Below are 14,334 nucleotides of genomic sequence, written 5' to 3' on the forward strand. Positions count from 1 at the left end.
GAATTTCGTATCAGCTCCGCGCGGTCCTGCAGTAGACTGCCGCCCCTGCATCCGGCTCGCGTTCTCAAGACGGTATCGGCGGACGGAAACGAAGAACAGGGAGGATTTTCCAAGTGTCCAAGCAACGGACGCGATCTCCGCAAGCCCGTCCTGCGGAGGGTGTCCGCGCCTTCAAGCGGGGGCTCGACGTGCTGCGCGCGGTCAATCGGTCCGGGGGCATTCGCGCCGGCGACGTGGCGCGCCAGCTCGATCTGCCGCGGCCCACGGTCTATCGGTTGCTCGAAACACTCGAGGAACTCGGCTATGTCGCGCGCAGCGCCAGCGACGACCGCTTCCGGGTGACGCGCCACGCATTGAGCCTCGGCGACGGCTATGATCCCGGCATCTTCATCTGCCAGGTCGCCGCGCCCTATCTCGCCGAGCTCAGCCGCAGCCTGATCTGGCCGGTCGATCTGTCGACTTATGAGAACGGCGCGATGGTCATCCAGGAGACTACGCATGCGCGCAGCCCGCTCTCGATCGATCGCAGCATGATCGGCAAGCGCCTGCCGATGCTGCAGACCTCGGCCGGCCGGGCCTATCTGGCCGCTTGCCCGCCCGCAGAGCGGGACATCATCATCAACCACCTGCGACGCATCGAGAAGGCGGAGGACGTTTCCTTCCTGGCGCCCGAGCGGCTGCAGCGCATGATGACGGAAACGTCTCAGCGCGGCTATGCGATCCGCAACGAGGGCGAATTCAATCCGAAGACGTCGTCGATCGCGGTGCCGATCGTGCGGGGCGACGTCGTGTTCGGCTGCATTTCGATCATCTGGATCCGCTCCGCCATGACCCTCGAGGAGGCTGTCGCTCAGTACGCGGGTCCATTGCGCGACGCCGCGGCCGCGATCCCCGTCCAGGCCTGAGCGTCCGCTGCGCGGACAGTTTGCGACCGCGCCTTGAAGGTGCGAGGCGGTTGCGGAACAGATGCAGCCATGAGCAACATGGCTGCACATTCCGGAAGCTTCGACGTCGTCATCGTCGGTCGCGGGCCCGTCGGCTCGACGCTCGCCAACCTGCTCGGCCTGTGCGGCATCCGCACCCTGATCCTGGAGCGCGAAGCCAAGGCTTATCATTTGCCGCGCGCGGTGCATTTCGACGACGAATGCATGCGCGTGTTCCAGACCATCGGCCTTGCCGACGCCATCCTGCCCCACCTTACATTGAGTCCCGGCATGCGCTTCGTCGATGCCGAGGGACGGCTGCTGCTCGACTGGCCGCGCACCCGCGAGCCGACCTCGATGGGCTGGAATCTGAGCTACCGATTCCACCAGCCCGATCTCGAAAACGTGCTCAACAAGGGACTCGCGCGCTGGCCTCATGTCGAGCTGCGCACGCGCTGTGACGTCTTCGCGCTCGAGCAGGACCACAACGGTGCGCGCGTTCGCTATGAAGACCTCGGTACCGGCCGGCTCGTCGACATCTCCTGCGCCTATGTCATCGGCTGCGACGGTGCACGTTCGCTGGTGCGCCGCTTCATCGGCTCGGCGCTGGACGATCTCGGCTTTCACGAGCGCTGGCTCGTCTGCGACGTGCTGCTGAGGAAAGAGCGGCCCGATCTCGGCGACATCAGCGTCCAGCACTGCAACCCGCAGCGTCCCGCAACCTATATTCGCGGCACCGGCAACCGGCGCCGGTGGGAGATCACGGTTCGTCCTGCCGAGGACGCGGTCGAGATCACCCAACCGGCGCGCGTGTGGGAGCTGCTCTCGCCCTGGCTCCAGCCCGCAGAGGCCGAGATCGAACGCGCCGCCGTCTACACATTCCACTCCGCGGTCGCCCTGCAATGGCGTGCCGGACGGCTCTTGCTCGCAGGTGATTCCGCGCACCAGACCCCGCCTTTCCTCGGTCAGGGCATGTGTGCCGGCATTCGCGACGCGGCCAACCTCGCATGGAAGCTGGCCCATGTGACTGCCCGGAAGGCAACGCCTGATCTTCTCGACACCTATCAGAGCGAGCGCGCGCCGCATGTGCGCGAATTCATCGAGCTCGCGATCCGGCTGGGTGGGCTCATCAACACCAAGGCGGTCGAGGCGGCGCTTGCGACCGGCACGGCACAGGGCGACGGCCAGCTCAAGCTCGACGTGCAGAAGCCAGTGCTCGGCCCGGGCCTCGCCGGCGGCGATCGAAGCATGACGGGAAAGCTGGCGCCGCAATTCCGCACCCGCGATCTCGGCCGCAGCGACGACCGCGTCGGCTATCGCTTCGCGCTGCTGTGCCGGTCTGGACTCGGTGCCGCGGTGATCGAGCAGCATCATGCCGGCTTGGCGGCGGCTGACGTCGCCATCATTTCCGGCGAGGAGGCTAGCGGCCTCGACGGTTGGCTCGATGAGCACGGCTTCGCCGCCGTGCTGATGCGCCCGGACCGCTACATCCTGGGTGCCGTGCAGAAGAGTGAAGATCTCGCCGCGCTGTTGTCCGGCCTCGCCGTCCTCGCGCCGCGGCCGAGCACCGCCTGATCGTTTCCGTTTTGCTGAGAGGGTTCACGTATGAAGCTGGTTTCCTTTGTGATCGATGGGCGTCCCGGATACGGCGCGGTGAAGGGAGACGGTGTGGTCGACCTCGGCCGGCGCCTGCCGTCGAAGAGCCTGCGCGCGCTGATCGAGGCGGATGCGCTCGGTCACGCCGCCGAACTGCTCGCCCGCGAACAGGCCGACTATCCGCTCGATGCAATCACCTTCGCGCCCGTCATCCCTGATCCCGGCAAGATCATCTGCGTTGGCCTGAACTATCGCGACCACGTCGCCGAGACCGGGCGGACCGTCACCGAGAAACCTGCGCTGTTTGCGCGCTTTCCCACCAGCCAAGTCGGCCATCTGCAGCCGGTCATTCGCCCTGGTGTCTCCGAACATTTCGACTACGAGGGCGAGCTTGCGCTCGTGATCGGGAAAGCCGGCCGGCACATCCGGCGCCAGGACGCGCTCGCGCACATCGCCGGCTATTCCTGCTACAATGAAGGCAGCATCCGCGACTGGCAGCGCCATACATCGCAATTCCTGTCGGGCAAGACCTTCGACCGGTCTGGCGCGTTCGGCCCCTGGCTGGTCACGGCTGATGAAATTCCCGACCCGTCGAAACTGACGCTGCAGACCCGCCTCAATGGCGAGACCGTGCAGCGGACGACCACGGATCTCCTCATCACCGATGTCCCCGATCTGATCGTCTATTGCTCGACGATCATGACCTTGCTGCCGGGGGACGTGATCGTCACCGGCACGCCGGGAGGCGTCGGCTTCAAGCGCACCCCGCCTCTGTTCATGAAGCCCGGCGATACGGTCGAGGTCGACATCTCGGGCATCGGCGTGCTGCGCAATCCCGTGGCTGCCGAACCGGCAGCCTGACGTCTCCGCCTCGCGGAGAACCGCGAGGCGCGCCAATCAAACACGACAAAAAACCAAATCTTCAAGTCCGGGGAGGATCATCATGTCGCGCTGTCTCAGATCCAGCATCGCTGGCCTGCTGCTGCTTGCAGGCTCATCCGCGCAGGCCGAAATCAAGGGGAGCGCCATCCGTATCGGTGTGCTCACCGACATGACCGGCATCTTCGCGACCGCGATGGGGCCCGGCTCCGTGGAAGCGGCCCGGATGGCCGCTGAGGAATTTGGCGGCAAGATCAACGGCAGGCCGATCGAAATCATTCAGGCCGACCATCAGAACAAGCCGGATATCGCGGTCGCGATCGCCCGGCGCTGGTTCGAGCAGGACGGTGTGCAGGCGATCGCCGACGGCGGCAGCTCCGGCGCGGCCCTTGGCGTCCAGGAGCTGGTGCGTAGCAACGGCAAGATCTTCCTCATCTCGGGGGCCGGCGCCAACCAGCTGACCGACGAAGCTTGCGCCCCGACCTCGGTGCAATGGACGCACGACGCCTATTCGACCGCGACCGCAGTCGTCTCGGGCATCATGCAGACCAGCAAGGAGCCATGGTTCTTCATCACCGGTGACTACGCGTTCGGTCATTCGGTCGAGGCGACCGCGCGCGCCCGCATCGCCGAGCTCGGCGGCAAGGTCGCCGGCAGCGTCAAGGCGCAGCTCGGCACGCCGGACTACGGATCCTTCCTGCTGCAGGCCCAGGCCTCCGGCGCCAAGATCCTGGCGCTCAACGTCGCCGGCGACAACGCCACAGCCATCAAGCAGGCCGAGGAGTTCGGGCTTGCGGCCCAGGGCATGAAGATCGTGCCGATGTCGTTCCAGAACGTGGACATTGAAGCCATCGGCCTCAAGGCGACGCAGGGCGATCTCATCGTCACCAGCTTCTTCGAGGATGCCTCTCCCACCGCGCGCCGCTTCTCCGACGCGTTCTACGCGCGCCGGAGGGCGATGCCGTCACAGATACAGGCCGGGGTCTATTCGGCCGTGCGGCACTATCTGCAGGCGGTGAAGGATGCCGACAGCGACGACGGCGCAAGCGTGATGGCGAGGATGAAGGCGACGCCGGTCTCGGACGCCTATGCGGACCACGGCCAGATCCGCGACGACCAGCGCATGGTGCACGACCTGTATCTGGTCCAGGTCAAGACCCCCGCCGAATCGAAGGGCCCCTGGGACTTCGTCAAGCTGGTGACGAGGATCGCCCCCGATCAGGCGTTTCGCCCGCTCGACCGCAGCAAGTGCAGCCTGGTCGGCAAGTGAGCACATGAGCGACCAAGCATGATTCCGGACGATCAGCGCGCCGTCATCATCACCGCCGCGGGCGGCCCGGAGGTCCTGTCGGAGCGACAGGACTGGCCGGTCCCGCGCCTCGGACCAGACGATGTGCTGATCGAGGTCGCAGCCGCCGGCATCAACCGTCATGACTGCAACCAGCGCGCTGCCGGGCCGTCGCGGGAGCCCAATCCCGTGCCGGGGTTGGAAGCCTCGGGGCGCATCGTGGCCTGCGGCACCAACGTTCCCCGGGAACGGCTGGGTAAAGCGGTGATCGCACTGACCGACGGCGGCTCATACGCGCAATACGTCGCCACCGATCAGCATCTTGCCCTGGACTTGCCGAGCGGCCTCGACTGGATCCAAGGCGCCGCCCTGCCCGAGGCGCTGTTCACGACCTGGTTCAATTTCTTCGAGCTGATGCGCATGGCACCCGGCGAGACCGCCTTGATTCATGGCGGAAGCAGCGGCGTCGGCACGATCGCGATCCAGCTCCTGCGCGCGCTGGGTCATCCCGTCATTGCCACCGCCGGCACCGCAGAGAAGCGCGCCGCGGCGCTCAGGCTCGGCTGCAGCGCCGTGTTCGACTATGCCGATCCCGATCTCGCCGAGCAGATCCGCGCGGCGACGGGGATGCGCGGTGTCGACTGCATCCTCGACACCTCCGCAGGCGCTCACATCGCGCAGGACCTTGCGGCGCTCGCAATGGGCGGACGGATCGCCCTGCTCTCAGCCGGACATGGGAACGAGTTGGCGGTGCCGCTGCGCGGCCTGATGGCGCGCCGGGCCAGCATCACCGGCACGTTCCTGCGTTCGACGGCACTGGACCTCAAACGACGCATCGCGGCCGACCTGCGGCAACGCGTCGGGCCCCTTCTCGGGACGGCCATTCGGCCGCACATCGACAGCACCTATCGCTTGTCCGAGGCGGCCGATGCGCACACCCGCATGGAGACGAGCCGACATATCGGGAAGATCGTGCTTTGCGTCCGCGAATGAGCGACGATCCATGTCTCTGCGCTCGTGCCGCCAAACGCAACGGCCGCCCGCCTACTGCTTGGCACCCGGAATGAGGTTCTTCAGCTTGTTCATGTCCTTGATGTTCATCTTCATGCCACCGGGCATGACGATGTCGCCGGGCTTCTGGTCGGGCTTGCAGGCGCCGAGCCACTTCGCCTCGATGGTCATCGCGGTCTCCTTGGCGGCGCCGGCGGCACCGCCCTGGATGCGCGAGGTGGTCTTCACCGTGTAGGCCGAGTTGAAGTCACCGGTGATGTCGGCATGCGAGGTCGTGTTCATGCCGCCGAAGCTGCAGACGGCATCACTGACATAGCCGGTTGCGGTCTTCTGGATGTCCTGCTTGGAGCAGACCTGCTGCGCCATCGGCGAGGCCATGTTGTTCATGTCCCTGTCGGTGGTCTCGTCGGTGCAGTGCTGCATGGTCATTTCCGGCAGCTGGCCGCCGGACCTGACCATCTTCAATTCCCACAGGCCCGCCTTGCGCACCGGCAGGTCCACGGCACGGGCCTCGTGGCTCGCGGTCACGCTGAGGAGACAGCAGGCCAGAAGGCCGATGGCAGTGCGTGTGCAGGTCATGTGTTCCGTTCCGGCTCGTTGCGCGATGTCGGAGCGAATGCCGCCAAAAGATGGCAATTAGGAGAACGTTAGTACAGCGTCCGCAGCGGCCGTTGCGCCGAGCCATAGGGCACCCAGCGGCAGGCGAACGAGACGTAGCCGCCATAGCGCGCATCGACGGCGCGGAACTTCGCGACCTTGCCGTAGGAGGCGCAATGATCGACCGCGAGCTGGCGCGCATCCGTGCTCTGGGCCAGCTGATAGGAGATGATGCCGCCGGTGTCGTTGCCCTTGAAGGGCGGCACCACGTCGGCCAGAGCCGGCGCGGCGGCCAGCAGCATCCCGACGGCCGCGAGGCCTGCAGTCTTCACGAGTCCGGCCTTCAGCGTCCGCATTGCATTCTCCTTGAGCTGGCCTGCCATCCTAAAGGTCCTGTGCGGTCAAGAAAAGAACACCAGCCTCGCGTTAACAGGACTAATCGTGGAGTGTTGCCGCGTTGCACTTGACCTCCTGTGGCCGCCGCGGCACGGTCCACGCTTCCGGATCAGCCTTGCGGACGGCCCATGCGCGACTTCAGCTCACCTTTCAAGATGTTCGGCGCCGCCTGTGGCGCGCTGCTTGCCGCCATCGTCGCCACCGCCCCGGCTCAGGCCGCCAATCCGCTCGAGATGAACTTCTGGCTGTCCGGCCCGAAGTACGAAGGCCGGGTTGCCCCCTGCGAGGCGGCCATTCCGACCATCGTCTCGCGATTCCAGGACAAGGAGAGCACCTTCTGGAATTCCTCGCTGACGATCACCGGCGTCGCCAATGTCCATGAGATCGCCTTCCGGCCCTGGCAGTCCGACAACATTCCGCGCCGCTTCTGCACCGGCAGCGTGATGATCAGCGACGGCAAGGCGCGCACCGTCAACTTCTCGATCATCGAGGATGGCGGCTTCGCCGGCTATGACCAGGGCGTCGAGTTCTGCGTCGTCGGCCTCGATCGCAACTGGGCCTTCAATCCGGCCTGCCGCGCCGCCAAGCCCTGATTCGACTTTGTCGGACCATCGGCCGCTCGCGCGGGCGGCCGGCTGACGAATGGCTGCCTCGGGGCAGCCACTTTTGTTCTTGAAATGTTCCCGCGTACTGGTAGGCTCCTGGCATTGTCCTGGGAGTTCGCCATGTTCGATTGCCTGCGCCGACCTGCCGTTCTGTTGTCCATAACGATCGCCTGCTTTGCCCTCTTGGTGGGTGTGCTCGCGGCTGGCTCCGCCGAGGCGCAGGACCGCCGCCAGAACGCGCCGGGCGCGTTCGACTTCTACGTCCTCTCGCTATCCTGGTCGCCCTCGTTCTGTGCCGAGGCCGACGAGCGCGGCGGCCGCGGCAACCGGTCCCAGCAGTGCGGCGGCCGGCCCTACTCGTTCGTCGTGCACGGGCTGTGGCCGCAATACGAGAACGGCTACCCCGAATATTGCGAGCAGCCGGCGCCGCGCCTGCCGCGCAACATCATGACCTCGATGCTCGACCTGATGCCGGCGCCGGGCCTGATCTACAACGAGTGGGACAAGCACGGCACCTGCGCCGGCCTGTCCGCGAAGGCCTACTTCGAAATCATCCGCAAGGCCCGCGCCGCCATCAAGATCCCGCCGGAATTCCTCGATCTCGCGGAGGCCAAGACGGTGGCGCCGGGGGCGGTCGAGGAGGCCTTCATCAAGGCCAACCCCAAGCTCACGACATCGGGCATTGCCGTCACCTGCAACCGCACCAGGCTGAGCGAGGTCCGGATCTGCCTGTCGAAGGATCTGGAGTTTCGCAACTGCGACGAGATCGACCGCCAGGCCTGCCGGCGCGACGAGGTCAACATGCCGCCGGTCCGCGGCGGCTAGCGACGGCCGAATCGGGCGACCCAGTGCGTCGGCCTGCGGCGCCTCTCGCCGCGGCACTGATCCGATGCTCTCCTGGATCCATCCGACGCATCGACGGGGTACCCTTTTGACGCGGAACGGCGTAACTCGTGCCGCATGAACTACCGACACGCCTTTCACGCCGGCGGCTTTGCCGACGTCATCAAGCACATCGTGCTGACGCGCATCCTGGTCTACCTCCAGGAGAAGCCCGCTGCGTTCCGGGTGATCGACACTCATGCCGGCGCTGGCCTGTACGATCTCACCGGCGACGAGGCCATCCGCAGTGGCGAGTTCCTCACCGGCATCGCTCGCGTGCTGCAGGCGCGCTTCTCCGAGCAGGCCTATGCACTCTTGTCGCCCTATCTCGACATCATCAGATCGTTCAATCCGAAGGCCGAGCTGGTCGCCTATCCCGGCTCGCCGCTGATCGCCCGGGCGCTGCTGCGGCCGCAGGACCGCATGACCCTGTGCGAGCTCGCGCCGATCCCCCGCAAGCAGCTGATCGATCAGTTGCGCCGCGACACCCAGGCCCGCGTCGTCGATCTCGACGGCTGGGTCGCCCTGCCCGCCTTCGTGCCGCCGAACGAGCGCCGGGGCGTGGTGCTGATCGATCCGGCGTTCGAGGCGAAGGATGAGTTCGCGCGGCTCGCGGACCGCTTTGCTGCGGCCTTCGCGAAGTGGACCACCGGTATCTACGTGCTCTGGTATCCCGCCAAGAGCCGGCGCGCGACGGAAGAGCTCACCGATCGCGTCGCGGCGCTCGCGGCCGCGGCCAAGCCGCCGGGCAAGGTGCTGCGGATCGAGTTCAGTGTTGCGCCGCAGATCGAAGGCGAGGCGCTGACCTCGACCGGGCTGCTGATCGTCAACCCGCCCTGGACATTGCATGACGAGTTGAAGCTCATCCTGCAGGAACTGCAGAAGCCGCTCGGCCAGGGCGGCGCGGCGCGCTTCCGGATCGAATTCCCCAAAGCTTGAAACGGCGACTGGTCGAAAAGCCGTAGTCAATCGGCGCGGAACCGTATTATTGTGTCTAATTGTAAGACTGGCTTTACGTTCCGCTTCCGCGAATGGTTGCGGCGGGGTGATCAAGGCCTAACAAGATCCAGACGATCCGGCGCGGCGAGCGCTGGGCGTTAAGGTGGCCAACGCTTTCCGATCAAAGTGATGTCCGGTCGGACGCTGCGCAGAGCGCGCAGTGGAGGAAGCATTGCGGGGGAGGAGTTTCCCGATGGCCATGACTGGGACGGTCAAGTTCTTCAACGGTGAGCGCGGCTACGGCTTCATCAAGCCGGACGACGGTGGACGCGACGTGTTCGTGCACATCACGGCGGTGGAGCGCGCGGGCCTGAAGGATCTGACCGAGGGACAACGGATCAGCTTCGAGGTCGAGCCGGACAAGAAGGGCAAGGGCCCGAAGGCGGTGAACCTGGTCCTGTCGTCTTAGGGCGAGCCCACCAGGCGACGGTTCACGCACCAGCGTGAGACTGCAGCCGCGGGCGCCTCGACGGCATCTCATTCGTTCGTTTGGAAGCTGCCGGCAGCGCCACCGGCTCGCGTGCACAGCATTGCCGGCTCGTACGTGCAGGCCGCGCGCGATACTGCATGCCTCCAGATTGCACGGAGCACTACGACAAAAGGGACTCCGACAAAAAAATCCCGGCCGCGCGAGCGGCCGGGAGGTTGTCGTTGGACGTTTCTTCTTCCTATTCCCTCGTTGCCATCAGAAGTGGAAGTTGATGCCTGCGCGCACAATTCCAAACCGATAGTCGTTCTTTGCCCCCGTGATCACGAAATTGCTGCTGTCGAGATCGACGTAGAGATACTCGATCTTGGCGGTCCAGTTCTGCGCCAGGCCGAACTCGGTGCCGGCACCGAGCGTCCAGCCCACCGTGGTGTGCGATTCCGAAAGGCCGAAGGTCTCGGCTCGCAGGCCGCCAAAGGCGAGGCCGCCGGTGCCGTAGAACAGGATGTTGTTGAAGGCGTAGCCGGCCCGGCCGCGCAATGTGCCGAACCACGGGTTCGAGAACTTCCACGGCGCGAAGGTGTCGTTGGCGCCGGTCAGGTTGATGTCGCCCTCGGCGCCGAACACCCACGGGCCGTTCTGCCAATTGTACCCCGCGGTCAGGCCGCCGGTCAGACCGGACGGCTTGGTCGGGTTGTTGCCGACGGTGCCCCATTCGTAGCCCAGCGTGCCGCCGAGATAGGGGCCGGCCCAGCTATAGGCGTTGAGGGGCTGGTTCACGGTATAGGGCGCGCCGCGCCCATAGCCGAGATCGGCCGCCTGCGCCGAGACCGATCCGAGAGCCGCCGCGCCAAAGCCCGCCGCGGCGGCAGCACCGACCAAGAACCTGTTCATCGCTCACTCCACGCAACTCGCCGTCACCACCCGGAGCATGCGCCGCGCGACTGTGCTGCGCGGGCCGACGTGGTTACGGAACTCTCGCTTCTTTCGTGAGCTTTTATCGAGAGTTTTAGGTTAAGCCGTTGTTAAGCCGGGTTACCCGGCCATTAACGTGCTTAACGAAGCGTTACCGCCCTGCCCTGTGCATGGCGCCATCGCAAGCTGGCGAGGCGGCGCGGCAGCGCTTAATTTGTTGGACATGACCACCCACAGCTCCGCCCCATCCAAGGCGCCGACGCCCCCGAGCCGGCGTGGCGCCTCTGCCGACCTGCCCCCCGAGGCCATCGACACGCCCGACCTCGATCGCGCCGCCCCAGCTGCGGACGAGGACGATGACGGCCGGCTGCCGGAGCTGGCCGAGGAGAGCCTGGAGGCGGTCGGCGAGGGCCCGCTGGCGATCGGCCATGCCGCGATCGAGAACGCGGTGCGGCTGGCGCCGACCTCGCCCGGCGTCTACCGCATGCTCAACGCAGCCCATGACGTGCTCTATGTCGGCAAGGCCAAGAACGTCAAAAAGCGGCTGTCGTCCTACGCCCGCGCCAACGCGCCGCTGCCGGCGCGCATCCTGCGCATGATCGCCGCCACCGTGACTGTCGAGATCGTCTCCACCACCACGGAGACCGAGGCGCTGCTGCTCGAAGCCAACCTGATTAAGCAGCTCAAGCCGCGCTTCAACGTGCAGCTGCGCGACGACAAGTCGTTCCCCTACATTCTGATCACCGGCGACCATTGGGCGCCGCAGATCCTCAAGCACCGCGGCGCGCAGTCGCGACCCGGGCGTTATTTCGGACCGTTCGCCTCGGCCGGCGCCGTCAACCGCACCATCACAGCGCTGCAGCGCGCCTTCCTGATCCGCTCCTGCACCGATTCGTTCTTCGAGAGCCGCACCCGCCCCTGCCTGTTGCATCAGATCCGCCGCTGCGCGGGTCCCTGCACCCAGGAGATCGACTTCCCCGGCTACACCGAGCTCGTGCGCGAGGCGACCGACTTCCTGTCCGGACGCAGTCAGGCCGTGAAGGCGCTCCTGGCGACCGAAATGGAGAAGGCGTCGGGCGAGCTCGAATTCGAGACTGCCGCTGTCTATCGCGACCGTCTCGCGGCGCTGTCGGCGATCTCCTCGCAGCAGGGCATCAACCCGCGCACCGTCGAGGAAGCCGACGTGTTCGCCATCCACCAGGAGGGCGGCTATTCCTGCGTCGAGGTGTTCTTCTTCCGCACCGGCCAGAACTGGGGCAACCGCGCCTACTTCCCGCGCGCGGAGAAGAGCTATCTGCCGGAGGAGGTGCTGTCGGCGTTCATCACGCAGTTCTACGACGACAAGCCGCCGCCGAAGCTGATCCTGCTGTCGCACGAGATCGAGGAAGCCGAGCTGCTCGCCGAGGCGCTGTGCGTCAAGGCCGGCCACAAGGTCGAGGTGTCCTGCCCGAAGCGCGGCGAGAAGAAGGACCTGGTCACCCATGCGCTGACCAATGCGCGCGAGGCGCTGGGCCGCAAGCTCGCCGACACCGCAACGCAAAGCCGGCTGCTGGAGGCGATGACCACAACGCTCGGCCTGCCGCAGGTCCCGAAGCGCATCGAGGTCTACGACAACAGCCACATCCAGGGCACCAACGCGGTCGGCGCGATGATCGTCGCCGGCCCCGACGGCTTCATGAAGAACCAGTACCGCAAGTTCAACATCAAGTCGGAAGGTCTGACGCCCGGCGACGACTACGCGATGATGAAGGAGGTGCTGCAGCGCCGCTTCAAGCGGCTGGTGTCACCGTCGGAGAAGGATGTCGCACGCGCGGCCAAGGAGGACGACGTGCCGCAATGGCCCGACCTCGTCATCATCGACGGCGGCCGCGGCCAGCTCAATGCCGTCCGCGAGATCTTCACCGAGCTTGGCGTCACCAACGTCGCGCTGATGTCGGTCGCCAAGGGCCCCGATCGCGACGCCGGCCGCGAGACGCTGTTCATCCCGGAGCGGGAGGCGATCAAGCTCGAGCCGCGCGATCCCGTGCTGTATTTCATCCAGCGCCTGCGCGACGAGGCGCATCGCTTCGTCATCGGCTCGCACCGCAAGCTGCGCAAGAAGGACATCCGCGAGGCCGGTCTGCAGGAGATCCCCGGCATCGGTCCGTCGCGCAAGCGCGCGCTGCTGCACCATTTCGGCACGCTGAAGGAGATCGAGCGCGCCTCGATCGCCGACCTCGGCAAGGTGCCCGGCGTGAGCGCCGAGAGCGCGCGGAAGATTTTCGAATATTTTCACAGCAACGCGGGTTGAGGCTGCGACCTCCCGATCCGGCGCAAGCCCGGCTCTCTCCGCCCGTTCATTTCGTAGGAGCCCGCAGCGAGCCCGGAATCCATACTCACAGGCGGCGTGGGGACGGGACCCGTTGTGGCGCTCATCCCCGCATCATCCGGACAATCGTGGTTATGGATTCCGGGCTCGCGCTACGCCCGCCCCGGAATGACGGAGCGGCCGGGCCCGCCGCCTCCCGACGGCGCTGCCAGCACGCAGAAAGTATTTTACCCGGATAAAAATATCCGATATAAGCCCGGGTGATAATCAGGAGCCCGTCATGACCCCCGACCAGCGCAAGGTGGCCGTCGCCGCCTACAAGGAACGCAAGAGCCCTGCCGGCATCTTTGCCGTCACCTGCGCCGCCACCGGCGAGCGCTGGATCGGCTGCGCGCCGGATCTCGACAAGATCCAGAACCGGCTGTGGTTCACCCTGCGCCAGGGCGGCCACCGCCGCGGCGGGCTGCAGGCGGCGTGGACCGCCCACGGCCCTGACGCGTTCAGTCTTGAGGTGATCGAGACGTTCGATGAGGAGACGCTGGCCTATGTCCGCGACCGCGTGTTCGCGGAACGCCAGGCGCATTGGTGCGCGGTGCATGGCGCGGAGGCCATCTGAGGCTTCCGCTCAAGCATTCGCCCGGCTGTCACCGCACTGCAATAAGGTCGCGGCCACGCGTCGCGGCCGCCGATCTGGGCACTGGCGCGACCGCGTCCGGTTGCTTAATGAAACGTTGCGGCTCGCGTTGCCTCGCGCGCGAGAGTTCCTATCTCCGCAAGGCTTTGTTGCGATTTGCGTCATATCTGCGTCATCCTGTCCGGGCGGCTCGGCTCGAAGGTTGACGTTCGCACGGCATCAGTATTGGTACACGGGATGAATATTGCGACCACACGCGTGCCCAGCAAGACGTCGACGTCCCTGCCGAACATCCTGACCTATACGCGCATCGCCGCGATACCGGTCGTGGTCGGCTGCATCTACGCGCAGTCGGTCTGGATGTATCCTTTGTGGCTCCGCTGGGTCGCCGTCGCGGTGTTTATTGCGGCTGGGATCACCGACTATCTCGACGGTCATTTCGCGCGGATCTGGAACCAGCAATCGGCATTCGGCCGTATGCTCGACCCGATCGCCGACAAGCTTCTGGTCGCCTCCTGCCTGCTGATGCTGGCCGCCGACAGCACCATCCAGAACTGGTCGCTGTGGGCGGCCATTGTGATCCTGTGCCGCGAGATCCTGGTGTCGGGCCTGCGCGAATATCTCGCCGCACTGCGCGTCTCAGTGCCGGTGACCAAGGTCGCCAAATGGAAGACCACGATGCAATTGGTGGCAATCGGCTTCCTGCTCGCGGGCGAGGCGGGCGATGCCGCGGTCGCCCAGATCTCGACGGCCGTTGGCCCGATCGTGAGCGGGATCGGAATTTGGCTGCTCGGCTTGTCGGCGGTCTTCACCATCTACACCGGCTACGACTATTTCCGCGCCGGCATCCACCACCTCATCGAGGCAGACTAGC

The 14,334-nt window shown here is 65.9% G+C and carries 15 protein-coding genes; 12 read left to right on the plus strand and 3 right to left on the minus strand.

Annotation, left to right across the window (positions count from 1 at the left end; genetic code table 11):
• Positions 1–113: 113 nt before the first annotated feature.
• The 5 genes from QX126_RS01915 to QX126_RS01935 all read left to right on the plus strand — a co-directional run bounded on the left by QX126_RS01915 (position 114) and on the right by QX126_RS01935 (position 5,679).
• The gene (locus QX126_RS01915) at positions 114–905 is read left to right on the plus strand and encodes a DNA-binding transcriptional regulator (RefSeq protein WP_315778996.1); all 792 of its coding nucleotides are present in this window, start codon (positions 114–116) and stop codon (positions 903–905) included.
• 69 nt (positions 906–974) lie between these two features.
• The gene (locus QX126_RS01920) at positions 975–2,498 is read left to right on the plus strand and encodes a bifunctional 3-(3-hydroxy-phenyl)propionate/3-hydroxycinnamic acid hydroxylase (protein ID WP_315778998.1); all 1,524 of its coding nucleotides are present in this window, start codon (positions 975–977) and stop codon (positions 2,496–2,498) included.
• A 30-nt stretch (positions 2,499–2,528) separates the two neighbouring features.
• Positions 2,529–3,380: a fumarylacetoacetate hydrolase family protein gene (locus QX126_RS01925; protein ID WP_315779000.1), complete on the plus strand. Its 852-nt coding sequence runs from the start codon at positions 2,529–2,531 to the stop codon at positions 3,378–3,380.
• Between the two features lie 82 nt (positions 3,381–3,462).
• Complete coding sequence (locus tag QX126_RS01930) at positions 3,463–4,668, plus strand: ABC transporter substrate-binding protein (protein ID WP_315779002.1); 1,206 nt, start codon at positions 3,463–3,465, stop codon at positions 4,666–4,668.
• An 18-nt stretch (positions 4,669–4,686) separates the two neighbouring features.
• Positions 4,687–5,679: an NAD(P)H-quinone oxidoreductase gene (locus QX126_RS01935; RefSeq protein WP_315779004.1), complete on the plus strand. Its 993-nt coding sequence runs from the start codon at positions 4,687–4,689 to the stop codon at positions 5,677–5,679.
• A gap of 51 nt (positions 5,680–5,730) precedes the next feature.
• Here the strand turns inward: QX126_RS01935 and QX126_RS01940 are convergent, their stop codons facing one another.
• On the minus strand, positions 5,731–6,276 hold the full coding sequence (locus QX126_RS01940; protein ID WP_315736610.1) for a DUF3617 domain-containing protein: 546 nt from the start codon (positions 6,274–6,276) through the stop codon (positions 5,731–5,733).
• 68 nt (positions 6,277–6,344) lie between these two features.
• Complete coding sequence (locus QX126_RS01945; protein ID WP_315779374.1) at positions 6,345–6,650, minus strand: hypothetical protein; 306 nt, start codon at positions 6,648–6,650, stop codon at positions 6,345–6,347.
• A 168-nt stretch (positions 6,651–6,818) separates the two neighbouring features.
• Between QX126_RS01945 and QX126_RS01950 the strand changes: the two genes are divergently transcribed.
• The 4 genes from QX126_RS01950 to QX126_RS01965 all read left to right on the plus strand — a co-directional run bounded on the left by QX126_RS01950 (position 6,819) and on the right by QX126_RS01965 (position 9,585).
• On the plus strand, positions 6,819–7,283 hold the full coding sequence (locus QX126_RS01950; protein ID WP_315713599.1) for a hypothetical protein: 465 nt from the start codon (positions 6,819–6,821) through the stop codon (positions 7,281–7,283).
• 132 nt (positions 7,284–7,415) lie between these two features.
• The gene (locus QX126_RS01955; protein ID WP_315779006.1) at positions 7,416–8,120 is read left to right on the plus strand and encodes a ribonuclease T2; all 705 of its coding nucleotides are present in this window, start codon (positions 7,416–7,418) and stop codon (positions 8,118–8,120) included.
• Positions 8,121–8,255: 135 nt separating this feature from the next.
• A complete protein-coding gene (locus QX126_RS01960; protein WP_315779008.1) occupies positions 8,256–9,116 on the plus strand; it encodes a 23S rRNA (adenine(2030)-N(6))-methyltransferase RlmJ in 861 nt (286 codons plus the stop codon).
• A 253-nt stretch (positions 9,117–9,369) separates the two neighbouring features.
• On the plus strand, positions 9,370–9,585 hold the full coding sequence (locus QX126_RS01965; RefSeq protein ID WP_006612991.1) for a cold-shock protein: 216 nt from the start codon (positions 9,370–9,372) through the stop codon (positions 9,583–9,585).
• A 276-nt stretch (positions 9,586–9,861) separates the two neighbouring features.
• Here QX126_RS01965 and QX126_RS01970 read toward each other — a convergent pair whose 3' ends face one another.
• On the minus strand, positions 9,862–10,497 hold the full coding sequence (locus QX126_RS01970; RefSeq protein ID WP_315779010.1) for a porin family protein: 636 nt from the start codon (positions 10,495–10,497) through the stop codon (positions 9,862–9,864).
• 244 nt (positions 10,498–10,741) lie between these two features.
• On the opposite strand from QX126_RS01970, the gene uvrC reads away from it, so the two are divergent.
• From uvrC to pgsA, 3 genes are all read left to right on the plus strand, one after another.
• Entirely contained in the window at positions 10,742–12,808 is a 2,067-nt protein-coding gene (gene uvrC / locus QX126_RS01975; protein ID WP_315779012.1) for an excinuclease ABC subunit UvrC, read from the plus strand.
• 298 nt (positions 12,809–13,106) lie between these two features.
• Positions 13,107–13,442 carry a GIY-YIG nuclease family protein gene (locus QX126_RS01980; RefSeq protein WP_315736604.1) on the plus strand — a complete coding sequence of 112 codons (336 nt, stop codon included), beginning with the start codon at positions 13,107–13,109 and terminating at the stop codon, positions 13,440–13,442.
• Positions 13,443–13,697: 255 nt separating this feature from the next.
• Positions 13,698–14,333 carry a CDP-diacylglycerol--glycerol-3-phosphate 3-phosphatidyltransferase gene (pgsA, locus tag QX126_RS01985; RefSeq protein ID WP_315777991.1) on the plus strand — a complete coding sequence of 212 codons (636 nt, stop codon included), beginning with the start codon at positions 13,698–13,700 and terminating at the stop codon, positions 14,331–14,333.
• Position 14,334: the final 1 nt, after the last annotated feature.

Origin of the sequence: Bradyrhizobium sp. SZCCHNPS1003, from assembly GCF_032381555.1 — a bacterium.
Classification (GTDB): domain Bacteria; phylum Pseudomonadota; class Alphaproteobacteria; order Rhizobiales; family Xanthobacteraceae; genus Bradyrhizobium.

Excerpts from the sequence above, each read along its gene's own strand:
- QX126_RS01920 (WP_315778998.1), top strand. The coding sequence starts at position 975 with ATGAGCAACATGGCTGCACATTCCGGAAGCTTCGACGTCGTCATCGTC.
- QX126_RS01925 (WP_315779000.1), top strand. The coding sequence starts at position 2,529 with ATGAAGCTGGTTTCCTTTGTGATCGATGGGCGTCCCGGATACGGCGCG.
- QX126_RS01930 (WP_315779002.1), top strand. The coding sequence starts at position 3,463 with ATGTCGCGCTGTCTCAGATCCAGCATCGCTGGCCTGCTGCTGCTTGCA.
- QX126_RS01935 (WP_315779004.1), top strand. The coding sequence starts at position 4,687 with ATGATTCCGGACGATCAGCGCGCCGTCATCATCACCGCCGCGGGCGGC.
- QX126_RS01940 (WP_315736610.1), bottom strand. The coding sequence starts at position 6,276 with ATGACCTGCACACGCACTGCCATCGGCCTTCTGGCCTGCTGTCTCCTC.
- QX126_RS01945 (WP_315779374.1), bottom strand. The coding sequence starts at position 6,650 with ATGCGGACGCTGAAGGCCGGACTCGTGAAGACTGCAGGCCTCGCGGCC.
- QX126_RS01950 (WP_315713599.1), top strand. The coding sequence starts at position 6,819 with ATGCGCGACTTCAGCTCACCTTTCAAGATGTTCGGCGCCGCCTGTGGC.
- QX126_RS01955 (WP_315779006.1), top strand. The coding sequence starts at position 7,416 with ATGTTCGATTGCCTGCGCCGACCTGCCGTTCTGTTGTCCATAACGATC.
- QX126_RS01960 (WP_315779008.1), top strand. The coding sequence starts at position 8,256 with ATGAACTACCGACACGCCTTTCACGCCGGCGGCTTTGCCGACGTCATC.
- QX126_RS01965 (WP_006612991.1), top strand. The coding sequence starts at position 9,370 with ATGGCCATGACTGGGACGGTCAAGTTCTTCAACGGTGAGCGCGGCTAC.
- QX126_RS01970 (WP_315779010.1), bottom strand. The coding sequence starts at position 10,497 with ATGAACAGGTTCTTGGTCGGTGCTGCCGCCGCGGCGGGCTTTGGCGCG.
- uvrC (WP_315779012.1), top strand. The coding sequence starts at position 10,742 with ATGACCACCCACAGCTCCGCCCCATCCAAGGCGCCGACGCCCCCGAGC.
- QX126_RS01980 (WP_315736604.1), top strand. The coding sequence starts at position 13,107 with ATGACCCCCGACCAGCGCAAGGTGGCCGTCGCCGCCTACAAGGAACGC.
- pgsA (WP_315777991.1), top strand. The coding sequence starts at position 13,698 with ATGAATATTGCGACCACACGCGTGCCCAGCAAGACGTCGACGTCCCTG.